This is a genomic window from Streptococcus sanguinis, from assembly GCF_050234405.1.
Classification (GTDB): domain Bacteria; phylum Bacillota; class Bacilli; order Lactobacillales; family Streptococcaceae; genus Streptococcus; species Streptococcus sanguinis_W.
On sequence record NZ_CP092117.1, the window covers coordinates 2,050,608 to 2,072,573 of the forward strand.

General features: G+C 45.7%; 22 protein-coding genes. 7 read left to right on the top strand and 15 right to left on the bottom strand.

Going from position 1 to position 21,966, the window contains the following annotated elements; all coding sequences use genetic code 11:
- Window positions 1-21 precede the first annotated feature (21 nt).
- From MFP28_RS09945 to MFP28_RS09960, 4 genes are all read left to right on the top strand, one after another.
- A complete protein-coding gene (locus MFP28_RS09945; protein WP_002907316.1) occupies window positions 22-798 on the top strand; it encodes a threonine/serine exporter family protein in 777 nt (258 codons plus the stop codon).
- Window positions 799-802: 4 nt separating this feature from the next.
- Window positions 803-1,270 carry a threonine/serine exporter family protein gene (locus MFP28_RS09950; RefSeq protein WP_002907317.1) on the top strand — a complete coding sequence of 156 codons (468 nt, stop codon included), beginning with the start codon at window positions 803-805 and terminating at the stop codon, window positions 1,268-1,270.
- A 144-nt stretch (window positions 1,271-1,414) separates the two neighbouring features.
- Complete coding sequence (locus MFP28_RS09955) at window positions 1,415-2,593, top strand: hydroxymethylglutaryl-CoA synthase (RefSeq protein WP_002907318.1); 1,179 nt, start codon at window positions 1,415-1,417, stop codon at window positions 2,591-2,593.
- Entirely contained in the window at window positions 2,590-3,864 is a 1,275-nt protein-coding gene (locus tag MFP28_RS09960) for a hydroxymethylglutaryl-CoA reductase, degradative (protein WP_002907319.1), read from the top strand. The genes MFP28_RS09955 and MFP28_RS09960 overlap by 4 nt, the downstream gene beginning before the upstream one ends.
- Window positions 3,865-3,903: 39 nt before the next feature.
- Here MFP28_RS09960 and fni read toward each other — a convergent pair whose 3' ends face one another.
- From fni to gla, 8 genes are all read right to left on the bottom strand, one after another.
- Window positions 3,904-4,911, bottom strand: a complete 1,008-nt coding sequence (fni, locus tag MFP28_RS09965) for a type 2 isopentenyl-diphosphate Delta-isomerase (RefSeq protein ID WP_002907321.1) — start codon at window positions 4,909-4,911, stop codon at window positions 3,904-3,906.
- Entirely contained in the window at window positions 4,892-5,911 is a 1,020-nt protein-coding gene (locus tag MFP28_RS09970) for a phosphomevalonate kinase (RefSeq protein WP_002907322.1), read from the bottom strand. The genes fni and MFP28_RS09970 overlap by 20 nt, the downstream gene beginning before the upstream one ends.
- A complete protein-coding gene (gene mvaD / locus MFP28_RS09975) occupies window positions 5,901-6,848 on the bottom strand; it encodes a diphosphomevalonate decarboxylase (RefSeq protein WP_002907323.1) in 948 nt (315 codons plus the stop codon). The genes MFP28_RS09970 and mvaD overlap by 11 nt, the downstream gene beginning before the upstream one ends.
- The gene (gene mvk, locus MFP28_RS09980; RefSeq protein WP_002907324.1) at window positions 6,830-7,708 is read right to left on the bottom strand and encodes a mevalonate kinase; all 879 of its coding nucleotides are present in this window, start codon (window positions 7,706-7,708) and stop codon (window positions 6,830-6,832) included. Before mvk ends, mvaD begins: the two co-directional genes overlap by 19 nt.
- Window positions 7,709-7,858: 150 nt before the next feature.
- Window positions 7,859-8,794 carry a serine hydrolase domain-containing protein gene (locus MFP28_RS09985; RefSeq protein ID WP_002907325.1) on the bottom strand — a complete coding sequence of 312 codons (936 nt, stop codon included), beginning with the start codon at window positions 8,792-8,794 and terminating at the stop codon, window positions 7,859-7,861.
- Window positions 8,791-9,525 carry a CppA N-terminal domain-containing protein gene (locus tag MFP28_RS09990; RefSeq protein ID WP_002907326.1) on the bottom strand — a complete coding sequence of 245 codons (735 nt, stop codon included), beginning with the start codon at window positions 9,523-9,525 and terminating at the stop codon, window positions 8,791-8,793. The genes MFP28_RS09985 and MFP28_RS09990 overlap by 4 nt, the downstream gene beginning before the upstream one ends.
- A gap of 95 nt (window positions 9,526-9,620) precedes the next feature.
- A complete protein-coding gene (locus MFP28_RS09995; RefSeq protein ID WP_002907327.1) occupies window positions 9,621-10,904 on the bottom strand; it encodes a hypothetical protein in 1,284 nt (427 codons plus the stop codon).
- Between the two features lie 63 nt (window positions 10,905-10,967).
- On the bottom strand, window positions 10,968-11,873 hold the full coding sequence (gene gla, locus MFP28_RS10000; RefSeq protein WP_002907328.1) for an aquaglyceroporin Gla: 906 nt from the start codon (window positions 11,871-11,873) through the stop codon (window positions 10,968-10,970).
- Window positions 11,874-11,977: 104 nt separating this feature from the next.
- Between gla and MFP28_RS10005 the strand changes: the two genes are divergently transcribed.
- Complete coding sequence (locus MFP28_RS10005; protein ID WP_002907329.1) at window positions 11,978-14,266, top strand: Xaa-Pro dipeptidyl-peptidase; 2,289 nt, start codon at window positions 11,978-11,980, stop codon at window positions 14,264-14,266.
- A gap of 38 nt (window positions 14,267-14,304) precedes the next feature.
- Here MFP28_RS10005 and MFP28_RS10010 read toward each other — a convergent pair whose 3' ends face one another.
- Entirely contained in the window at window positions 14,305-14,718 is a 414-nt protein-coding gene (locus MFP28_RS10010; protein ID WP_002907330.1) for a hypothetical protein, read from the bottom strand.
- A gap of 169 nt (window positions 14,719-14,887) precedes the next feature.
- Here MFP28_RS10010 and MFP28_RS10015 point away from each other — a divergent pair, with 169 nt between their 5' ends.
- Window positions 14,888-15,187 carry a YbaB/EbfC family nucleoid-associated protein gene (locus MFP28_RS10015; protein WP_002919734.1) on the top strand — a complete coding sequence of 100 codons (300 nt, stop codon included), beginning with the start codon at window positions 14,888-14,890 and terminating at the stop codon, window positions 15,185-15,187.
- A gap of 116 nt (window positions 15,188-15,303) precedes the next feature.
- On the opposite strand, the gene MFP28_RS10020 is transcribed toward MFP28_RS10015, so the two are convergent.
- Both MFP28_RS10020 and MFP28_RS10025 read right to left on the bottom strand, forming a co-directional pair.
- Window positions 15,304-17,058, bottom strand: coding sequence for a glycerophosphoryl diester phosphodiesterase membrane domain-containing protein (locus MFP28_RS10020; RefSeq protein WP_002907331.1), 1,755 nt, complete (start codon window positions 17,056-17,058; stop codon window positions 15,304-15,306).
- 90 nt (window positions 17,059-17,148) lie between these two features.
- Window positions 17,149-17,643, bottom strand: coding sequence for a DUF536 domain-containing protein (locus MFP28_RS10025; protein WP_002903414.1), 495 nt, complete (start codon window positions 17,641-17,643; stop codon window positions 17,149-17,151).
- Between the two features lie 300 nt (window positions 17,644-17,943).
- Here MFP28_RS10025 and MFP28_RS10030 point away from each other — a divergent pair, with 300 nt between their 5' ends.
- Window positions 17,944-19,119 carry an NAD(P)/FAD-dependent oxidoreductase gene (locus tag MFP28_RS10030; protein ID WP_002907332.1) on the top strand — a complete coding sequence of 392 codons (1,176 nt, stop codon included), beginning with the start codon at window positions 17,944-17,946 and terminating at the stop codon, window positions 19,117-19,119.
- Between the two features lie 108 nt (window positions 19,120-19,227).
- Here the strand turns inward: MFP28_RS10030 and MFP28_RS10035 are convergent, their stop codons facing one another.
- The 4 genes from MFP28_RS10035 to MFP28_RS10050 all read right to left on the bottom strand — a co-directional run bounded on the left by MFP28_RS10035 (window position 19,228) and on the right by MFP28_RS10050 (window position 21,964).
- Window positions 19,228-19,968 carry a MerR family transcriptional regulator gene (locus MFP28_RS10035; protein ID WP_002907333.1) on the bottom strand — a complete coding sequence of 247 codons (741 nt, stop codon included), beginning with the start codon at window positions 19,966-19,968 and terminating at the stop codon, window positions 19,228-19,230.
- 104 nt (window positions 19,969-20,072) lie between these two features.
- The gene (locus tag MFP28_RS10040) at window positions 20,073-20,819 is read right to left on the bottom strand and encodes a class I SAM-dependent methyltransferase (protein ID WP_002907334.1); all 747 of its coding nucleotides are present in this window, start codon (window positions 20,817-20,819) and stop codon (window positions 20,073-20,075) included.
- 121 nt (window positions 20,820-20,940) lie between these two features.
- Window positions 20,941-21,279 (bottom strand): AzlD domain-containing protein, encoded by a 339-nt coding sequence (locus tag MFP28_RS10045; protein WP_002907336.1) that lies wholly within the window; start codon window positions 21,277-21,279, stop codon window positions 20,941-20,943.
- The gene (locus MFP28_RS10050; protein WP_002907337.1) at window positions 21,269-21,964 is read right to left on the bottom strand and encodes an AzlC family ABC transporter permease; all 696 of its coding nucleotides are present in this window, start codon (window positions 21,962-21,964) and stop codon (window positions 21,269-21,271) included. The genes MFP28_RS10045 and MFP28_RS10050 overlap by 11 nt, the downstream gene beginning before the upstream one ends.
- Window positions 21,965-21,966: the final 2 nt, after the last annotated feature.

Consider the following 21,966-nt stretch of genomic DNA (forward strand, 5'->3'; position numbering starts at 1 on the left):
ACTAGGAAAAGGACTGGGGAAATGACAGAGAAAGGTATCAGGGAAGAAGCCAAAGATTTCAATCTGGCGGTAGATGTCATCATGCTGGCTGGGACACTGCTGCTGCAGAGCGGATCCGAGACTTATCGGGTGGAAGACACCATGATTCGTATCGCTCATTCGCAAGGGATTATCGACTGCAATGCCTTAGCAATGCCAGTAGCTATTTTCTTTTCGATTGAAAATACAAATGTCTCACGGATGAAGCGCAATCTCAAGACCAACTACAATATCGAGAAGGTCTGCGACGTCAATCAGGTCTCCCGTCAGTTGGTAACAGGAGAAATCAGCCTTCAAGAGGCTTTTGATGAGCTGAATTGCCTCAAAGTTAAGGAGCTGCCCTATAACAACAAGCAACTGATTGCTGCCGCAACGCTCAGTGCTCCCTTCTTCTCCATCATGTTTGGCGGAAACTTCTACGATGCTTTGGGGGCTGCTATTGCCACCTTCTTTGGCTTTGCTTTCTCTTTGTATGTTGACAAATATATCCGCATTCCTTTTGTGACAGCTTTTGCTGGAGCCTTCGTCTTCGGACTACTGGCTCATGTATGGACGCGCTATTCCGGTTTTAACTCCACAGATGATTTGATTATTGCAGGTTCTGTCATGCCTTTTGTGCCCGGCATTGCTCTGACCAACTCTGTGCGTGACATCATGACCAACCATATCAACTCTGGGATGAGCAAGCTCTTTGAATCGCTCCTCATTACCCTTGCTCTCGGTGCAGGTACCTCTGTTGCCCTCCTTATTATGAAATAAGCCTATGACAATCTTGACTTTCTTACTGCAAGCAGTTGCTAGCCTGCTGGCTATCATTACTTTTTTAATCGTTCTAAACGTCCAGCGTAGTATGCTGATTCCTGGCGGAGTGCTGGGCATGGCTATTTGGCTACTCTATCTCCTGCTCAAAGGACCGACCAACGTCATCATAGCAACCTTTGTGGCTGCTATAGTCGGTTCCTGCGTCAGCCAAATTCTCAGCATCATCTATAAAACGCCCGCTGTTGTTTTTGTTTTGGCCATTCTAGCGCCTTTGGTCCCAGGCTACATTTCCTATCGGACGACTGCTTTCTTTGTCACTGGTGACTACAGCCAGGCTATGATTCACGCCACTCTGGTGGTCATTCTGGCCTTGGTTATCTCGATTGGCATGGCCAGTGGCACTGTCGTACTCAAGCTCTATCACTATTTAAAAAAGCGCCAAACCAAACTCACAGCAAACAAACAGTAGAGCCATCTGCTGTTTTTATTTTGGAAAATACATCTTAAGCCTGATTTAGCTGAGATTAGATGTTTTTGTAAGAGTTTTATTCCTAAGTATGGTAAAATAGTTTTCGGAATATACTAGAATAAAAGGATTTAAAGAGGTCTTATAATGACAATCGGAATCGACAAAATCGGTTTTGCGACCAGTAATTATGTCTTAAAATTAAATGATTTAGCGGCAGCCCGTGGGACTGACCCAGACAAGCTTAGCAAGGGGCTCCTACTCAAAGAACTAAGCATTGCTCCTCTGACTGAGGATATTGTTACCTTGGGAGCGGCGGCAGCAGAACCCATCCTAACAACAGAGGACAAAGAAAAGATTGATATGGTCATCGTGGCTACTGAGTCAGGGATCGACCAAAGCAAGGCGGCAGCCGTTTTTGTCCACGACCTTTTGGGCATCCAGCCTTTTGCCCGCAGCTTTGAAATCAAGGAAGCCTGCTATGGAGCTACTGCAGCACTGGACTATGCCAAACTCCATATCGAAAAACATCCAGACAGCAAAGTTTTGGTGTTAGCTAGCGATATTGCCAAGTATGGCATTAACACACCAGGCGAGCCAACTCAGGGAGCGGGAGCTATTTCTATGCTGATTAGCAGCAATCCCCGTATCCTCGCTTTCAATGATGATAATGTAGCTCAGACACGCGATGTCATGGATTTTTGGCGCCCAAATTACTCGACAACCCCTTATGTCAACGGCCTCTATTCAACCCAGCAATATCTGGATAGCTTAAAGACAACTTGGACGGAATACCAGAAGCGCCACAAGCTAGCTCTCAAAGATTTTGCGGCCTACTGCTTCCACTTGCCCTATCCAAAACTGGCTCTTAAAGGCCTCAATAAAATCATGGATAAAAGCCTACCTCAAGAGCAGCAAGACCAGCTTAGAAAGAACTTTGAAGCCTCTATTCTCTACAGCCAAAAAGTTGGAAATATCTATACAGGCTCCCTCTTCCTAGGCCTCCTGTCTCTTTTAGAAAACTCTGACAACCTCAAGGCTGGCGATCGGATTGCTCTCTTCGGCTATGGCAGCGGAGCTGTCTCTGAAATCTTCAGTGCCAATTTGGTAGAAGGCTATGAAAAGCAGCTATCCCAGACACGCCTAGAGGAATTAGACCAGCGTCAGGCTCTTTCCATCCCGGATTACGAGCGCATCTTTTTTGAAGAAGCTAAGCTGGATGCGGAGGGCAATGCCCGCTTCTCTGGCTATGAAGACCAAAGCTTTGCTCTGGCGGAAATTGCAGAGCACCAGCGTAAGTACATCAAAGTTGAGAAATCATCATGAAAGTAAACTGGACTGGATTTTCCAAAAAAACTCCTGCTGAACGGCTGCAGATGTTGAAAGAAAAGGAACTTTTACAAGATGAACATTGGCAGCTGCTAGACAGTCAGCAGACTTTGCCTCTGGAAACGGCCAACCAGATGAGTGAAAATGTACTGGCCACTCTGGCTCTGCCCTACTCTCTGGTGCCAGACTTTCTGGTGGATGGTATGACCTATCAAGTTCCTTTTGTGACAGAAGAGCCATCTGTGGTAGCAGCAGCCAGCTTTGCCGCTAAGATTATCAAACGTTCAGGCGGATTTGAGACGGAGGTTCACAAACGCCAGATGATTGGGCAAATTGCCCTCTATCAGGTCGAAAAGGTCGACCAAGCCATCAAAGATATTCTCAAAAAAAAGAAAGAGTTGCTGGAGCAGGCCAACCAAGCCTATCCATCGATTGTTGCCCGTGGTGGCGGTGCTAGAGATCTTTGGCTGGAGCAAAAGGATGACTTCCTCATTTTTTATCTATCTGTGGATACGCAAGAAGCCATGGGAGCCAATATGCTCAACACTATGCTGGAGGCCCTCACCCTTCCTCTGGAAGATCTGACTGGCGGTAAGAGTCTGATGGCTATCCTGTCAAACTATGCAACAGATAGTCTCGTAACAGCCCGCTGTGTCATCGACTATCGCTTTCTCAGTCGGGATAAGGCCGAGGCGGAACTTCTTGCGGATAAAATGCAGCTGGCTAGCAAGCTAGCCCAGGTCGATCCTTACCGAGCAGCTACCCACAATAAAGGTATCTTTAATGGTATTGATGCTTTGGTGCTGGCTACTGGAAATGACTGGAGGGCTATAGAAGCTGGCGCTCATGCCTATGCCAGCCGAGAAGGAAGCTACCGCGGCCTCTCTACTTGGACGGCGGACCCAGACAAACGCCAGCTTCATGGTCAGATGACCCTGCCCATGCCCATTGCAACTAAGGGAGGCTCCATCGGCCTCAATCCCGCAGTGACAGCCAGCTTTGACTTGCTAGGGCAGCCTCAGGCCAAGGACTTGGCTTCCCTCATCGTATCGGTCGGATTGGCACAAAACTTCGCTGCCCTCAAAGCCCTAGTCAGCACTGGTATCCAAGCCGGACATATGAAATTGCAAGCCAAATCTTTAGCATTACAAGCTGGAGCCCAGGACGAAGAAATCGCTGTTGTAGCCAGTCGCTTAACAGCCAAGAAGACTTTCAACCTAGCTACTGCTCAGGAAATCCTAGCTGACTTACGAAAACAGGACAAGTAAAAAGGCCTTAATGGCCTTTTTTGTATGTCTTTATGCTATTTATTTAATCTGTTCCTGAGCTTCTTTCAGCCGCCCATAAAGTAGATAGGATACACTCTTTAATTCTTGCAAATTTCGACAGGACAGGGCGCACATGATGAGGCGCAGATCCGATTTCCAGCCCTCTACAATATCAATAACCTCTTCCACTGAGTGATTTTCCACCAAGTCCAATATGGCGCGAGAAAGGCCAACCGACTTGGCTCCTAAGACCAGAGCTTTGATTATGTCTAAAGGATGGCGGACACCTCCACTAGCCAAGAGTTCGACCTCATCGCGAAGTGGCTGAAGCGCCAACAGGCTCTGCAGAGTAGATTGCCCCCAATCATTGAGGTAGTCACGATTGCCACCCCGCTGATTTTCAATATAGGCAAAGCTAGTTCCACCACGTCCTGAAATATCAAAAGTCTGAATCCCCAAGGAGCGCGCTTCTTCGACAGTAGAGCGATCCATGCCAAAGCCAACTTCTTTAAGAATTAGGGGAAGATCCAGCCGCTGACTATAATCAGTCAAGTGCTGGCGCCAAGAACGAAACTCCCGCTCGCCCTCTGGCATCAGCAATTCCTGCATGAGATTGACATGAAACTGCAAAAAGAGGGGCTGCAAATCTGCTACAGCCTGCTGGGCGGCTTGAAAAGGCTTGTCCAAGCCGATATTGGTAGCCAGCAATAAATTAGGCCGACCAGTCGCCACCCGATAGGAAGGATCAGAAGGATTTTTCAAGGCTGCGCTGTAAGAGCCAGTTACAAAAAGAAGGCCGCAACTTTCAGCTACTTGAGCTAGCTTTTCATTGATTTGACCGCCTTTTGGGCTGCCGCCAGTCATGGCATTGATATAAAAAGGAAAGTCCCAATCACGACCAGCAAAGTGAGTAGATAGGTCAATCTCTGCCAAATCATACTTGGGCAGAGAACGGTGAACCAATTCCATTTCATCAAAACTGTTGTAACCCGGACGCTGCTCTAAAGCGTATTTGATATGGTCGTCCTTACGATTCTGGCTCATCATGACCCATCCTTTCTCTGTATAATAGCTCAATGCCAGCTTCTTGCCAGGCTTGAATTAGTTGCTTGCTAGATGCGGCATCAAAGCTGAGAGCAATCCCGCAGTCACCACCGCCGGCACCACTGCTCTTAGCCACACAGTTCAGTCCCTCTGCCGCTTCTTTTAAGACTTTCAGCCTGTCTGTATAAATAACCGGACTGAGTGTTTCTAATAGCTGACTAGCCTTTTCCAAACTGGACTGAATAACGGGCTGCTCTCCTGCTAATAAAGCTCTCTCCAAAGCATCAACCTGCGTCCTACTGCCTGTCAAAAAGGACTCTGAAATAGCTGACTTGACCTGATTGACCAAGTCCTTAGAGATAGCCGGCTGCTTGGTCCAGCCAACTAGAAAATCCATGGCTAAGCAAGGCTTAATACTGCGAATTTCAAAACCCCAATCCTCTGCTAGTAATTGCTGTAAATCAACTTTGTCCATACGCTTGCGGACCAGCTCTCTATCAAAAGATCGGTAGTAAATCAGGTCTTCATAAGCAATGCAGGCTAGATCTCCCATGGAACCATTGTCCCCGCGCTTGAGGAGAACGTAAGAAGCCAGCTTAAAGAGTAGCTCTGGCTCTAAGTCCAGCTCATAAAGGGCTGCCATGGCCTTGATGGTCAGAATAACAACACTACCGCTGGAGCCAATCCCGAACTTCTTGCCTTTTCTCTCCATCTTGCCACTAATCTTTAGAGAAAAAGGCTGAAGTTGGAAGCCTAAGATCAATAAATAAGTGTTCATAACTCCTATCGTCTCCTGAATCAAGGCATAATCAGGATCTGGCTCTAGGTTAGAGCTGTGTTCAAACATATCTGATGTCAAGTGATAGTCAGGCGCTGTCTGGATTTCTCCCGTCATATAGATTGGGATGGCCTTGATAATGGCCGGCTGACCTGCCGCCAGCACTGCATATTCACCCGCCAGATAGAGCTTGCCGCAGGTTTGGACTCTTGCACTAGTCTTCATCTGACAAGTCCTTTGTTTTGGAGACGATAAGCCGGTAGTCCTTCTCAAAAATAGCCACCAGATGGTCTAGGTCTTCCTCCAAGCAGAGCACCTTGACATTGGGCCCCGCGTCCATGGTAAAGTAGCAACGCTCGCCCTGCTCCCGCAGCTTTCTGACAGCATCCATAGCCTGGTAAGACTCCTCTGTCAGATAAGAAAACGGCGGATAAGCTTTTTCTGTCGTAGCATGCATCCGAAGAGCATTTTCTTCCGTCAGCTGACCAACCTTGGAAAAATTATTATCTCGTAAATAGCCCAGCATAGCCTGATAATCCAAGGCAGACTGGGCAATCCAATCTGGGAAAATGGTGGAAGTTTTAGCACAGAGCTCCATGCCGTCGCGGCTGGAAATGGGCTTTTTCTCATCGTGCAGAACCAACATAATCATGGCTAGTTTCAAATCCGTCTTGACTGGATAAATGGCCCCACTGTCCTTATCCCAGGCCGCTAGCGGACCAAAGAAAGACCGAGCAGATGATCCTGAAGCAAACTTAGCCAGCTGGGCCAGCTCTTGCGTCTGATAGCCCGTCTGAAAATAAGCATTGCAGGCCTTGACTAGAGCAGATAGACCGCTGGAGCTGGAAGACAGCCCTGCTGCAGTTGGCATATTATTGCTGGTATCAACGCGGACAAAACCATCTTCTGGAGAGCGGAAACGGTCAATAATCTTACTAATTTTGGCATGTTCTGCCGGGCTTTGCAGCTGACCGTCAATATAAAACTCATCTCCAGTCGCTGAATCCGGCAAAGGACTCAGCTGCGTCTCGGTATACATATTTTCCAGTGTCAGCGAGATACTGCTGGTAGACGGAATCATCTTTTCTGCATCTTTCTTCCCCCAATATTTGACAATTGCAATATTGGCATAGGATTTGACACTTACAGGCTTTCGATCCATGTGTTAATGGCCCCTTTCTCTCTCAATAAGGCGGCTAAGGCCTCCGCCTGACTTTTTTCTCCTACAAGAGCAATGACACAGCCACCCAGACCGCCGCCGCTCATCTTAGCTCCCAAAGCTCCGTTTTCAAGAGCTACCGATACCAGCTCATCTGCTTTCTGGCAAGAAACCCCTAGCTTGGCTAGCTTCTCATGAGCCTTGGTCATAGCTTGTCCCATTGTCATCAGGTCCTTGATAGAAATAGCCTTTTCAAGGATTTTCGTTAAATTCCCCAATTCCTGCAGCAAGGGCAGAGCCTTTTGACCCTGACTTTCTACAGCTCGGATAGCTTCGCGGGTATGACCGTGAATGCCCGTATCTGCAATCACTAAAAAGGCATCCAGATCCAGCTCTATTTCACTGAAACCAAAATTGCGGATGAATTTGATAGCCACATCGCTAAGGCAAGTCTTGGCATCAAGGCCACTGGGATTCATATGGGCAATCATCTCTGCCCGATTGGCTAGAATCTCCAGTGTTTGGTCATCCAGTTCTTCCTCAAAGTAGTCGAAGACCGCCCGAATAGCCGCAATACTAACCGCGGCTGAAGAACCCATTCCCCTCTTCTCAGGGACCATGGACTCCACCTGACAGCGAATCTTAGCCCCTTGCTGGCCGAGATGTTCTAGACAGGCAAAAATAGCCATAGACAGCGTATCCTCGGCATAGAGGGTCCAGGCCCGCTCAGACGGAAAGACCTGACAGGTCACTTCAATACGATTAAGGGGCAGGGAAATGGCCGGATAGCCGTAGACCACCGAATGCTCTCCCATTAAAATAATTTTACTATGTGCCTTGCCGACACCGATTTCTTTTGTCATACTCTTCTCTTGTCTGTAGATTCTCTCTATCTTATTTTAATATACTTTGGCAAAAAAAGCGATTTTTATTAAGAGAAAATCACTGGGGCTAGAGACCGATATTTATATAGGCAGACACGATAAAACTCCGGGGCTTGCAGCCGGAGTCTTTTAAAGTTCTCTTCTTATCAGGTCCATCAGCTGGTTACGGTCTAAGATCCATTGAGCCCGCTCGTCTTTTTCATAGGTCCGGTTGGATAGGAAAATAGCCGCCTTTTGCTCCTTACGATTATACATGATAAAGGTTCCTGTGTAGCCAGTGTGATCCAGCCAGCTGCCCTCCAGATTCCAAGCTAGACTGCGCCTTTTGCCTGACTCCTTGGAAAAATTCTGGGTCAGATGGTCCGCAAAGTCATCCTGCAGATAATGCTCCAGAAAAACTTCTAAATCCCTTAGGGTTGAAAACAAGCCTGCACTGCCAGCATGGATGCCTAGAACACGCGCCTTGGGATCATGAACCTGACCATCCTGGACACCGCGAACGGTCGGCACAGCCCCTGGAACTGGTCCAAAACCTGTCTCAGTCAAACCCCAAGGCTGGAAAATCTGACTTTGAAAAATCTGATCCAAGGACTGACCATAGATCTCTTCCAGCATAAAGCCCAAGAGCAGAAAATTCACATCCGTATAGCGGAAGGTCTTATCTTCAAGCACTGTCAAATGATTGAGTGCTGCTTTCAACTCAGGAGCTGTCAGCTGGTCACGATTGGGAATAAAGGGATCCAGCCCAGATGTGTGGGTCAAGAGCTGACGCAAGGTCACATCTTCTCGATGAAAGGCCGGATAATAGTGCTGCAAGGGCAAATCCAGCTCCAGCTTGCCCTGCTCATACAAAAAGGCTGCCAGAGTACCAACTCCGACCACCTTGCTGACGCTAGCTAAGTCATAGACCAAACCCGCTTGAGTGGCCTTCCCATCTTCCGGAGCAGCTAGGCCAAAGTAGAATTCCTGCCACCGGCCAGCTTGATACAAGGCTAGACTAGCACTGGGATAGATACCGTCTTTCAGCTGTTCTTTGATTTTATTGATGATTTTTTCTAGAGTCATGCTTCAAACCACAATTCAATCTTACTAGAATCCTGACTCAACAGGAACTTATCTGACTTGGGTACAAAGACCTCTTGTTCTTTAAAGATAGGACGCAGGGCAGCGGTTTCTAAACGATTGACCTGAGCTTTGAGCATGGTCAAGTCCCAAGTCAGGGCATTGTCTGCCTGCAAGTCTTGTCCCTCTGCTTCTGTAAAGGTCAGAAAATCCAGCGCATTTTCAATCTTGTTGTAAAATTCTTGGGCTGCATTGGCATCAGGCACACGAATTTCTACTGTCTCTATCTCAAATTGGCTAAGGCCGATGAAGTCCTCTTGCTTTTCAAATTCAGGCGCTGCCGTGACTTCTTGCAGACTTGCTCTATTCTCTTCTGCATGCAGGAGAACTAGGTCGCCTTCTGGCGAAAGGGCTTCAAAAGCATATCCTTTCTCTCCTTGATACAGCTTTGTCCAAGCAGGCTTTTGAGCCAATAGAGACTCGATTTCTTTAGCATCTGCAACCTTGACAACGATTCTGGCTAATTTTTTAGGCCCCTTGACTCGCCGCGACCGCATACTGGGTGATTCTTCCAGCTGCAGTTTCTCTGTCTTAGTCTGATCTCCCAAGGACAGAAAAGCAGCTTCCTCTAAAAGGGCCTTCATGCCCAGCTGATTTACAAAAAACTCTTGATTTAAATGACGATTATTGATCTTTAATACAGGGATAATTCTAATAATATGATTCGCGCTCATAATTCCTCCAAACCATTTTATTGTAATGGATTTTCATCTTTTTGACAAGAAATTATGCGCAAATAAACAATTTTTAAAACAAGAAGGCCTTAGATTTATTGGTAAACAGTCTGAGCAATGACCAAGCCTCTAGCGGACTCAAACTCGTACTGCAGATAAGACTGGTAGGTACCGGGCGCGATAATCCCGCGAATATCCAGAATATCTGTCCCAGCCTGTCCAACAATCGAATCTGCTAGCAGGCAACAGTTGGTCGACAGGACAAAATACGTCTTGAAACGACTGGTTTTAAACTTATATAGCTGCGCTCCTAGTTCATGCTTCAACTTGTAGGAGTATGTTGGCTGGCCATTTTTCAGTTCTGCTGGCGGCTCCCATTCTACTAACAGCTGATCAATTTCAGCTAGGCGCTTCTCAACCGCCTCTTTCTCCTTATCTGTCAAAGCCAGAGAATAACCAAAGAGTGTTTTCTTGCTTTCTTTTTTGCAAAGCTCAATATAGGCGTCTTTAGGAACCTTGAAGAGAACACCATCTCCAATCATGCCCTTGCATCGCTCAGAAAAAACATCATAGCTGCCATAAGAAATCACTTGTCCCTGATAACAAATATCTACATGACCAATGCCACCTAATAAACTTGTCTTTGAAGTATGGACCAAGACCTCTAAGTCTGCCTTTTTCTCTCTATTCTTAACAAGACTATAAACATTTTTACGATCAGAAGCTGTATCTCCCTGAATCAATCGATTAAAGTGTTCCAGATTTTCTACCGGAATAAAGGCTGCAAAAATAATAGGGAGGTTAATACGAATTTGCCTACGCAGCCGATGTTTTTCACGGTCATTATCAAAAAAGAGGCCATCCCGGATATTGGACATTCCCAGCATCATCAAATAGATTCCCAAAATCAAAAACTGCAAGTGTCCGTCAGTCGCAGGCGAAAGAATACTGGTCAGCCCAATTCCACCATAGAGAACGGTATCAAATAGATAGCGCAAGCCGCCCTTGACATGATTTTGCCGATAAAGCAGATAGGTCATTCCGTAAATACCGGCCGTCAAGAGCTGGTAGCTACCCAAACTAATAATCACGATATTGACAGGCACATCACTGATTCGGTTGAGCCAGCTGATACCCATAGCGACTGCAATCTGAAGCAGACTATGCCAGACAGCCCCTTCTTTCTTGCGCGTAAAAACATGAAGAACAATATTTACCAAGCCAACAACTGTAAGATAAAGCGAAATAAAATCGAAGGCCAGCTTGGTAAATCTGAAGCCATTGACAATGATAATCAGGCCGAAAATAAGGGCTAAAAAACCAAAGAGTAAGGTTCTGCGGCCACTGATCTTATGATATTTTGATACTTGCATCTCCATCTTTACCTTCTCTATCGTTCGAAAAAAGAGTTGGGGAAATCCCCCAACTCTGATTTTATGTGCTTATCCGTAGATTGTTTTAAACAAGAGGACCGCTGTGATACCTGCAAGAATCGGTGCCACAACTGGAACCCAAGAATACCACCATTTTGAATCACCCTTGTGTTTGCCCAAAATAGATTCTGGCAGGATGAAGTGGAGGATACGAGGTCCGAGGTCACGAGCTGGGTTCAGTCCTGGTCCAGTAGGGCCTCCCAGTGAGGTTACCAAAGCCATTACCAAGAAACCAAGTGCCAAGTGAGCGACTGAAAGGCTACCAACTTGGAATGGTGCAACTTGGTCTTTAGCCTGAGATATTGCAGCAGCAATCTGTTCTTTAGGAACTGAAGTCCCTTGTGCTGCCATCTGAGCAGCTTGCGAATTGATAGTTGCTTCAGCTTTGCTCAACAATTCTGCCCCAAAGTAGTTCTTGGTCAAACCCATAGCAGCAAAGAAAAGAACAAAAGAACCAACAAATTCATTGATAAAACCATTGAACAAGGCTGCTTTACGTGATTCAGGCGTGCCATGGTCTAGACTAGAGATGGTAGAGAAAGTACCCAAAATATTATTAGGATTTTCTGTTCCCAAATAGTAAGGGCGATGAGTCGCAACGACCAAGGCCTGTCCGAAAATAGCTCCTAAAAGCTGGGCTGCAATGTATGGTGCAACCTGTTCCCAACGGAAATAACCGCTGACAGCAAGTCCCAAAGTAAAGGCAGGGTTGATATGGTTGCCAGACACATTACCAAACATCAAAGCTGGAATCATAACCCCCATACCGTATCCGACAGCGATGACTAACCAACCGCTCTGGTGTCCCTTAGTTCCTTTTAATTCAACGTTGGCAACAGCTCCGTTCCCCAAGACAATGAGGATAGCTGTTCCTAAAAATTCTGTGGCGTATTTAACGACCCATTCGAAATCCATTTAGTGATACTCCTTAAATATTTTTTAGACAAAGTCTATTTTATCAAGTATAATGGATAATGTAAAGGTCATTTTTAATAAAAATAAGAAAAAGAGGGAAGAATATGCGTTTTAATCAGTATAGTTATGCAAGAACGAAACGGGAAAATATGTTGACAGAATTAGCGGAATTAGGCTTTTTTTATGACAGCAATCGCTCTGATAAGGAAAATCTTGAAGATTTTCTCCGCACCAGCTTTTTCACTTATAAAAATACAGATTATCCCTTGAAATCCTTGGCTGCTGACAGCCAAATAGACCTGCTGAGCTTTTTCCAGTCTGACAGAGAACTGACGGCGTCTGTCTTTTACACTGTGGCCTTTCAGCTGCTTGAGTTCTCGCCCTTTATTGATTTTACAGATGTTGAGGCCTTTCGCAAAGAAACAGGCTTTCCCATTACATTTGGAGACTTGTTGGAAAACCTCTACCAGCTGCTCAACACTCGAACAAAAAATGGTAATTTGCTGATTGATAAGCTAGTCAGCGAGGGTTTGATTCCTGAGGACAATACCCACCACTACTTCAACGGTAAGAGCCTGGCAACCTTTTCCAGCCATGATGCTATCCGAGAGGTGGTTTATGTGGAATCACGCGTGGATACTGATCAAGACGGTCGTCCGGATCTCATCAAGGTCAGCATTATTCGGCCCCGCTATCAAGGACAAGTCCCTGCTGTCATGACCGCTTCTCCTTATCATCAAGGAACCAATGACCCCGCCAGCGACAAGGCTCTCCACGATATGAATGTGGACTTAGTAAAAAAAGAGCCTCATCAAATCACAGTCCAAAATCCTGAGCTCAAATTGCTCCAGCTTGATTCGCCGGATTCTGCCCAAGAAGTCTCTGAATCCGAGGAAAAATTAGGCCATATCGGTACCTACACGCTCAATGATTACTTGCTGCCCCGCGGCTTTGCCAATCTCTATGTGTCTGGTGTAGGAACCAAAGATTCTGAAGGGCTGATGACCAGCGGTGACTATCAGCAGATTGAGGCTTATAAAAACGTTATTGACTGGCTCAACGGCCGCTGCCGAGCCTTCACCGACCACACCCGCCAACGGGAAATCAAGGCTAGTTGGTCCAACGGAAAAGTAGCTACGACCGGTATCTCCTATCTGGGCACCATGTCCAACGGACTGGCAACAACCAGTGTAGATGGTCTGGAAGTCATCATCGCTGAAGCTGGGATTTCTTCTTGGTACAACTACTACCGCGAAAACGGCCTTGTCACTAGTCCTGGCGGCTATCCAGGAGAGGATTTTGAATCCCTGACCGAACTGACCTACTCCCGCAACCTGAGGGCTGGTGACTACCTGCGTCATAATGATGCTTATCAGCAAAGCCTAGAGCAACAGCGCAAAGAACTAGACCGGCAAACCGGAGATTACAACCAATTTTGGCATGACCGCAACTACCTGCTCCATGCAGATAAGGTCAAGGCCGAAGTCGTCTTCACCCATGGCTCTCAAGACTGGAATGTCAAGCCCCTCCATGTCTATAATATGTTTCGAGCCTTACCGCACCACATCAAAAAACATCTCTTCTTCCATAACGGTGCCCATGTTTACATAAACAATTGGCAGTCCATCGACTTCCGTGAGTCTATCAATGCTCTGCTGAGCAAGAAACTGCTGGGGTATGAATCAGACTTTGAACTTCCAGCAGTCATCTGGCAGGACAACAGCCAGGCTCAAAGCTGGCTGACCTTGGAAGACTTCGGTGGACAAGAGCAGAAACTTCAGCTCCAACTAGGCCAAGACTGCCAATCTATCCAAAATCAATATCCAGAAGAAGACTATAATCGTTTTGCCAAAAACTACCAAAGCTTTAAGACTGAGCTCTTTGACGGTAAGGTCAACCAGATTACTCTGGACTGGACCTTGGAAAAAGACCTCTTCCTCAACGGAGCGAGCCAGCTCAATCTTCGCCTCAAATCCAGCACCGATAAGGGACTGATTTCTGCTCAATTACTGGACTTCGGACCAGCTAAGCGTCTCACACCGATTCCTACGCCTATTGAGCCTAGAGTCATGGACAACGGCCGCTACTATATGCTGGACAATCTGCTTGAGCTGCCCTTTGCCGAAACGCCTCATCGCGTCATCACCAAAGGTTTTCTCAATCTGCAAAATCGAACCAATCTACTGACAGTCGAAGAAGTCACTCCTGACCAATGGCTGGAATTTTCCTTTGAATTGCAACCAACCATCTATAAGATGAAAAAAGGCGACCAACTGCGCCTCGTCCTCTACACTACGGACTTTGAGCATACCGTTCGTGATAAAACCGACTATCAGCTGACGGTAGATTTGAAGAAATCTAGTCTGGATTTGCCGACCATGACATCACATTAATAAAACCTAAAAGGCGCTGAAATTCAGCGCCTTTTCTTTTATCGTAGATTGAGATATTCCTCTGCATATTTTTTATAATCTGGCTTTTCCTTGCGGTTCATAGCAAAGAGCATACTGCCTGTGAGATAGTCATCGTCTGAATCAGGAATTAGCATAATAGCAATATTTTTATCTTTCTCAGGAAAGACGATAGAAAATGTTCCGCCATTATCTTTCCGAGTCAGGCCATAATAACTCACCCCATTCTTAAAACCAACTGCAATTTGAGTGTACTCATACTCTTCTTCGTTGACAATGATAGTCTTGTCTTTTATTTCAATGGTCTTTTGTTCACCGCTAGCATCCTGTACATTCCATTTTCCCTGAATTTTTGGGCTGCCGCTGCAGCCAATTAGGATGAAGAGAGATGAGAGCACTACCAACAGCAAACCTTTTATCTTCTTGTTTTTCAAGTTGTCTTCTCCTTGATATATAGATTCATGACCATTCTACTATAAATGCTAAATTTTTGTCAAACCTCTTAGAAATGTTCTTCTTGCCACTTTTCCAAAAAATGATATAATTTGAAGAGTGAAGATTACCGAGGGCTTAGCCCTTGCGAGAGAAAGGAAAGAAAATCTTATGATGAACATGCAAAGCATGATGAAGCAAGCGCAAAAGCTTCAAAAGCAAATGGAAAAAGGCCAAGCGGAACTAGCTGCAACAGAATTTACCGGCAAATCAGCCCAAGATTTAGTCGTTGCTAAGCTGACAGGCGATAAAAAGGTAGTCAGCATTGACTTCAATCCAGCCGTTGTTGATCCTGAAGATTTGGAAACTCTGTCAGAGATGACTGCGCAGGCCCTGAATCACGCGCTGGCTCAGATTGATGATGCTACTCAGAAGAAAATGGGCGCTTTCGCAGGCAAATTGCCTTTTTAAGCAAGATAAATAACCTTACCTCTTGACTAAACATAAGTCAAGAGCTACTCGAACCAGCAAAAAAGACTGAAGAATCTCAGTCTTTTTTGATTTATAGTCGTTTCCTCACTAGTCCACTACACAAAATTAAGCAAATCTGCTGCCTTACTCATCAAAAGCAGGGCATAGTCGGGATTGTTCTGCAGTTCCTTGATAGAGCTCTGCACCAGCTCCAAATCATCAGTTATCATGCCATCAACACCCAGACGGAAGGATTTGCCAATGCTGTCTGCATCATTGATGGTCCAGTCATAAAGCTTCTTATCCGTCATCCATAGCTTATCGACAAAGTTTTCATCGAGGGTCGAGTACTCCATCGTATAGCCAGAAGCCTGTGTCCGTGGAAAAATAGTATTGTAGGGCAGGATAAAGAAAGTCGGTATGCTCTCATCATACTGGACTGTCTTGTCAATAACCTGATAGTCCAAAGACTGAATCTGGTGGCCATAAACCTTGATATTGGCTCCGTATTGACTCAGAAAACGGTCCATCATATCGTCTGAGTCCAAGCTGCTGGTCTTGATTTCTATCAAGAGTCGCTGCCCCATCTGATTGGCTCGTTTGATATAAGCATCAAAGCTGGAAATTTTGGCGGTGTGTCCATTTTCTGAAATATCTAAAGCCGTCAGCTCTTTCAGAGTCAGCTCTTGCGGTTTAGCATCAACGCCGGCCAAGACTTCTAGATTGGCATCGTGCATCATGACAAACTGGCCGTCCTTGGTCTCCTGTACATCCATTTCGATATAATCTGGCTTGAGCAAGGCTGTTTTCTCTAGCGACTCAACCGTATTCTGGACACCATTTCCCTGCGAAACTCCACGGTGAGAGATGGTCAGAGGGACATTTTCCAAGGGCAGATTGAGATAGACAAATCCTTCAAGGGCAAAGGCAGAGCTAGTGACCAAAAGGATAAACCAGCGCATGAGAGGCAGGCCTTTCCTGTAGCGATACTCAGATAGCTTGCTATCTGTCAGAAAAGCCACAAACTTAATCAAAAAGTAGGCTACCATGAAGTAATAAACCAGCTTGATGAGGCAGTAATTGACAACCGCTGCTGTCAAGGCTATCTGATTGGACTGGCCATCCGCATACTGCTGCAACACTAAAATCGGAATGCTGCTTAAAAGAAAGAAGAGAAAGCTCTTAGCCAGTATCCAAAAGAGCTGCCAAGTATAGCGAATCAGGTGCCCCTTGGTCTTCTCCAAACTATACCTAATCGCATCTCGTAGGCGGAAATGCTCAAAAAAGAGCTTTGGCAGGGCAAACATCAGGCGGACAGCTATCAAAAAAAACAGAAAACCTAAAGCATAGATTGATAATTTCATCCATAAGACCGTCTTGAGATAGGTCACGATAAATTCTGGAATCAGAATTTTATTCAAGTAGTAGATTTTGAGAATTTGCCGCAGAAAGGGAAAGATAAAGCCCATATACAGTGCAATAAAGAGGACCTTGCTGGGTCTAGCGTAGCGAATCAGCGAGCCGCTGTCTTTGAAACTTTTCTTAATAAACTGAAAGGCGCTGCGTTCTTCCTCGTCCAGAAGATTGCGGAGACCCATAAATATCAGTCCAATCTGAAAATAAGCGACAAAGAGATTAGCTGCAAAAAGCGCTAGAAAGGCTAAGCCAACCCAGACATTTGAAGTCAGAACCTTCAGGGCATTCGTATAAGACAAGAAGAGGTAGCCTGTCTGCTTGAGCAGAGTCTCTGCTGCAAAGGAGTTGAAAGGCACCCAGGCCAGCTCCATGAGCATAAAGACCGTGAAAAAGAGCAGCAGAATTTTATCAAGATTGCGATAGAGACGTAAAAGTCCCAGTCTTTGTGATTTCATTTTCCTCCTTTATGTTGTGAACAATACAAAGCTTACTAAAAAGCGATTCTTATTTAAAACAAGGTTGAGACAGATGTCCCAACCTTATTTTTATTTTCCAAATAAACGTGCCCAGAAGCCCTTGCTTTCCTGCTCCTGCACCTTTTCCTTGGCTTCATCCAACTCCAACAGCAAGGTTTCACGCTCGTTCATAGCCTTAGCTGTTAGCTGCTGCTGCTGGTCCAACTGCTTGTCCTTTTCAGCAATCTGGACATCCTTGATGCGCAGCTGCTCATCTTTCTTAGCCAGTTGGCCGTCCTTGGCCTTAAGCTGCTCATAGAGACGCACAATCTCAGCATTTTTTTCGTCCACCAAGATTTCCATCAGCTCGCGTTGCTTCACATCTTCACTGACAGGTTCATCTTCAAAAATAGTTTTCTTATAAATCTCTTCCAGCTTAATCAAGCCGCTGCGGGTCACCACCGTGACTCCTTTTTCATTCTTTTCCGTATCTTCTGGCGGCAGTGCCTTGACACGATTGTTAATCGCCTGGCGGCTAACTCCAAGAATCTCGGCTAACTCGCTGACTGTCTTTTCAATTGCCATAATTTCCTCAAAAACTTTTTCTAGTTTGTAGATACCTAAATCTTATCATATCAAGCCTTAACTGTCAAATTTCACAATATTTTTTGAGCCTGACTCCTATCTTTTTAGCCCTTTTTTATGATACAATGAGACAAATTAGTCTAGTAAAAGAAATGAAAAAATCAAATGAATTTAGAAGCCTAGAGATGTTCAGCTACAACCTTCCAAGAACGTCTACAAGATAGCAAATCCTGCTCACCAAGGAAGCACAAGATTTCTGACTAACTGATAGAAACCACTCTCCACGAAAGGAAAAGACCAATGAAGTATTTCGACACAATCATCATCGGAGGAGGACCGGCTGGCATGATGGCTGCCATTTCCAGTTCTTTCCACGGGCAGAAGACCCTGCTCCTCGAAAAAAATAAACGACTGGGCAAGAAACTAGCTGGTACAGGTGGCGGGCGCTGCAATGTGACCAACAACGGAAACCTAGATGACCTCATGGCCGGAATTCCCGGTAACGGGCGCTTTCTTTACAGCGTCTTTTCCCAGTTTAACAACCATGATATCATCAACTTCTTTACAGAAAACGGTGTCAAACTCAAGGTCGAAGACCACGGCCGTGTTTTCCCAGCGACAGACAAGTCCCGCACCATTATCGAATCTTTGGAAAAGAAAATTGCAGAGCTGGGCGGCACTGTCATCACCAATACTGAAATTGTCTCCGTCAAAAAAACTGATGAGCTTTTTACTGTCAGATCCAGCGACCAGACTTGGACCTGCCAGAAATTGATTGTGACGACTGGCGGCAAGTCCTACCCTTCAACTGGCTCGACAGGATTTGGCCACGATATTGCCCGACACTTCAAGCACACAGTGACTGACCTGGAAGCTGCTGAAAGTCCTCTTCTGACTGACTTTCCTCACAAAGCGCTTCAGGGGATTTCGCTAGACGATGTGACCCTGAGCTACGGAAAGCATGTCATTACCCACGACCTGCTCTTTACCCACTTTGGCCTATCAGGTCCGGCAGCCCTGCGCTTGTCTAGCTTTGTCAAAGGCGGCGAAACTATCTATCTGGATCTTCTGCCGCAGATGAGGAAGCAGGATTTGGCAGATTTTTTAGAAGAACATCGGGAAAAATCTCTGAAGAACTGTCTGAAAATCCTCCTACCCGAACGAATGGCAGACTTTTTTGCCCAGCCCTTTCCCGAGAAAGTCAAACAACTCCATATCAGTGAAAAAGAGGACCTCATCATGCAAGTCAAAGAACTGCCCATCCCTGTCACTGGCAAAATGTCCCTGGCCAAGTCCTTTGTCACCAAGGGCGGTGTCAGCCTCAAAGAAATCAATCCTAAAACTCTGGAAAGCAAGCTGGTTCCCGGCCTCCACTTCGCTGGAGAGGTCCTAGACATCAATGCTCACACGGGCGGCTTTAACATCACCTCCGCCCTCTGCACCGGCTGGGTGGCAGGAAGCTTGCATTATGAGTGATTAGAAAAATATTTTAAAGTAATTGAAAAAACTGGTCGAGGAACATTGCACTGCACCCTAAAAGTTAACTAACTTTTGGGGTGCAGTGCAGAATATTCTCACCAGTTTTTATTCTGCATTTGTCCGAACATAAGCAGCAATCACATCTGCTGTGTACTGGGCAGTTCCTGATCCAAATTGATCGATATTCTTCTTGAATTCTGGATTGTGGACATAGCCCTGACCGATGTGGGCAAAGACTTGCAGTGAGCAGTCAAAGCCGTAAGTGCGAATGGCTTGTAAGAGACGCGCTGCCTGCTCTTGATTTTCTACGGCTTCAACTGGCAAGCCTTGCTGCATATTCTCTGCTAGACTTTGAAAAACTTGATTGAAGGCTGCAGCAGATTCTTCTTCCCGTCCATTTTGACGAGTCAATGCTTCCGACATGACTTCCTGACCGTATTCTTCGACAGCTTCTTGATGGTATTTGTGATTATCTTCGTAGGTAAAGCCTACGAATTTTTCTTTCATTGTCATCTTTCTTTCTCCTTTTTCTTCTTGGATGGTTTTTTGTAAGGTGGAAATCAAGATATCCAAGCGCTCTCTTTCCTGCTGCAAATACTCTAACTGCCTAACCAGATGCGGCAATAAGGCCTGATCGTCCTGACTCAGTAGCTCTGCTGTTTTCTCCAAAGAAAAACCCAGATACTTATAGTAAAGGATAACCTGCAACCGCTCTAAATCAGCTTGGCTGTACGTCCGATAGCCATTTTCTGATTTGGCGGGTACTAAAAGTCCGATTTTGTCGTAATGATGCAGGGTTTTGACAGAGACGCCTGAAAGCTGCGCAGCTTCTTTGATATGGTACATGATAGACCTCCTTACCACTATAGTATAAGCCCTGACCTAAGGTCAGGGTCAAGCTTTTTTAGAAATTTTTTTAACCGCCTTAGAGTTTCCAAAGCGGCTAGTATTTATTTGCGAGAAACCATGGCAATAAAGCCCAGTTTTTCCTGATTCTTTTGGAACATCTTAAACATCTTCATAAATTGACTGTAGTTTTCTTTTTTAAGGGCATTGAAGCAGATTTTCAGTGTGCCGCCCAGTCCTTCGTCATAAATCATACCTCGAAGACTCATCAAGGTCATTTCGCCGACAAAGGTGTCTACACGATCAAAAGCGTGAGAGCGCGCTAGCTGAATCCAAGAACCCTCTGTCAGAGGCCCCACATTGACATTAATCGCACGAGATAGCTCTTCCCGGACATTCTCATCTTTTTGTTTGAGCATGACGTCATGTGTGAGGAGCACTCCACCTGGCTTCAGCACCCGGTAGTACTCATCCATACATTTGGCCTTCCCCTTATCCGTCTGCATGGTCAGCATGGCTTCATTGATAACAATATCAAAAGAATTGTCATCATAAGGCAGCTTCATGGCATTAGCCTGCTCAAATGTGACAAGTTCACTAACACCAGCTTTGTCTCCATTAAGCTTAGCCTGAGCCAGCGCAGCCTTATCCAAATCAACTGCAGTAATCTGGCAGCCATATGTTTTAGCCAGCTCGATTGTTGTGGTCCCCATATTGCAGGCGACTTCCAGAACCTTCTTGTCGCTGGAAAACTGTCCCTGCTCAATCAGCCAGTCTGTTGCCAGCTTACCACCGGGACGAAGACGTTTCTTTCCTAATTTTGCTAAAAATTTATGACCTGCTTCTGCCATTTCCGAACCTCCATGATTTTGATTGCTTCCATTATAGCATAAAATATTGTATTTTCAGATAATTCTTAGAATTTAGCAAAAAAAGACCGAATCGACCGATTCAATCTGTCTTGTATCTTATTTACAAGCCAAGAAATCCAACCAGATAGCGCAGCGAGGCCACCAAGACTACACCAAACACAACAGTTGCAATCAAGTTTTTATACTTAAAAGCCACATAGCTAGTCGGAAAAACGACCATTAAATCCAGCCATTTAAAACTCGGCAGCTGACCTGTTTTAGCATTGGTGACACTGGACAGGATAAGGGCAAAGATAATGGAAACTGGAAGATATTTGAGGAAACGCTCTGCCATGGGCGGAAGGCCCTTGTACTTGACTAGGATAAAGGGTAAAACCCGCGGAATCCAAGTGACTAGGGCTGACAAAAGAATAGCCAGTAAAATATACTTACTTATCATCCCAAATCACCCCCACTGTACAGCCTAGCAAGGTTGCAAAAAGCACCGCCAGCGAATTTTGAAGCAGCATGGTCAGGAGCAAGTAGGCAAGACCCACCACGCCCAAGACCAAAAAGAGCTTCTTTATCTTGACCCGGCGCAGCATGATTGTAAACTGAGAAGAGAAAATGCCGATAAACATGGCGACTAGGGCAAAGTCCAGGCCGAAGCTCTCAGGATTGGGCAGAAGGGCACCGAGGGCTGTTCCCAAAACAGTACCCAAAATCCAGGAAGCGTAACTCATGAAATTATTGCCCATCATCCAACTAGCAGCGATTTCCTCTGTATGTGCCCGCTCTCCCATCAAGACTCCGTAAGATTCATCTGTCAAAAAAGAACCAATGACAATATTCTGAGTCAAGCTAGACTTACGAAAAAGAGTCGATGCATGCAGACAGAGCAAAAGATGTCGGATATTAATAAGAAAAACAGTCAGTGCGATGGCCAAGACAGGCGCCTGCTGAGCAAATAAACCAATCATGGCAAACTGGGCACTGCCGGCATAAACCAGAATACTCATCAGTCCCATCTCCAAAGGATTCATATAGGGCGCCGCCATGATGCCGCAGGCTAGACCAATCCCAATATAGCCCAGAGCCGTTGGCACTGCCGCCTGTGCTCCCTGTTTAAATGTCTGTCCGCGCATTC

Bases quoted from the DNA above. Each gene is read 5' to 3' on its own strand.
- MFP28_RS09990 (WP_002907326.1), bottom strand. From the start codon at position 9,525: ATGAGCGCGAATCATATTATTAGAATTATCCCTGTATTAAAGATCAAT.
- MFP28_RS10030 (WP_002907332.1), top strand. From the start codon at position 17,944: ATGAAGTATTTCGACACAATCATCATCGGAGGAGGACCGGCTGGCATG.
- MFP28_RS10035 (WP_002907333.1), bottom strand. From the start codon at position 19,968: ATGTACCATATCAAAGAAGCTGCGCAGCTTTCAGGCGTCTCTGTCAAA.
- MFP28_RS10005 (WP_002907329.1), top strand. From the start codon at position 11,978: ATGCGTTTTAATCAGTATAGTTATGCAAGAACGAAACGGGAAAATATG.
- MFP28_RS10045 (WP_002907336.1), bottom strand. From the start codon at position 21,279: ATGATAAGTAAGTATATTTTACTGGCTATTCTTTTGTCAGCCCTAGTC.
- MFP28_RS09960 (WP_002907319.1), top strand. From the start codon at position 2,590: ATGAAAGTAAACTGGACTGGATTTTCCAAAAAAACTCCTGCTGAACGG.
- MFP28_RS10020 (WP_002907331.1), bottom strand. From the start codon at position 17,058: ATGAAATCACAAAGACTGGGACTTTTACGTCTCTATCGCAATCTTGAT.
- MFP28_RS10015 (WP_002919734.1), top strand. From the start codon at position 14,888: ATGATGAACATGCAAAGCATGATGAAGCAAGCGCAAAAGCTTCAAAAG.
- MFP28_RS10025 (WP_002903414.1), bottom strand. From the start codon at position 17,643: ATGGCAATTGAAAAGACAGTCAGCGAGTTAGCCGAGATTCTTGGAGTT.
- MFP28_RS10040 (WP_002907334.1), bottom strand. From the start codon at position 20,819: ATGGCAGAAGCAGGTCATAAATTTTTAGCAAAATTAGGAAAGAAACGT.
- fni (WP_002907321.1), bottom strand. From the start codon at position 4,911: ATGATGAGCCAGAATCGTAAGGACGACCATATCAAATACGCTTTAGAG.
- MFP28_RS09970 (WP_002907322.1), bottom strand. From the start codon at position 5,911: ATGAAGACTAGTGCAAGAGTCCAAACCTGCGGCAAGCTCTATCTGGCG.
- MFP28_RS09955 (WP_002907318.1), top strand. From the start codon at position 1,415: ATGACAATCGGAATCGACAAAATCGGTTTTGCGACCAGTAATTATGTC.
- MFP28_RS10050 (WP_002907337.1), bottom strand. From the start codon at position 21,964: ATGCGCGGACAGACATTTAAACAGGGAGCACAGGCGGCAGTGCCAACG.
- MFP28_RS09985 (WP_002907325.1), bottom strand. From the start codon at position 8,794: ATGACTCTAGAAAAAATCATCAATAAAATCAAAGAACAGCTGAAAGAC.
- mvaD (WP_002907323.1), bottom strand. From the start codon at position 6,848: ATGGATCGAAAGCCTGTAAGTGTCAAATCCTATGCCAATATTGCAATT.
- MFP28_RS09995 (WP_002907327.1), bottom strand. From the start codon at position 10,904: ATGGAGATGCAAGTATCAAAATATCATAAGATCAGTGGCCGCAGAACC.
- MFP28_RS09950 (WP_002907317.1), top strand. From the start codon at position 803: ATGACAATCTTGACTTTCTTACTGCAAGCAGTTGCTAGCCTGCTGGCT.
- MFP28_RS09945 (WP_002907316.1), top strand. From the start codon at position 22: ATGACAGAGAAAGGTATCAGGGAAGAAGCCAAAGATTTCAATCTGGCG.
- mvk (WP_002907324.1), bottom strand. From the start codon at position 7,708: ATGACAAAAGAAATCGGTGTCGGCAAGGCACATAGTAAAATTATTTTA.
- gla (WP_002907328.1), bottom strand. From the start codon at position 11,873: ATGGATTTCGAATGGGTCGTTAAATACGCCACAGAATTTTTAGGAACA.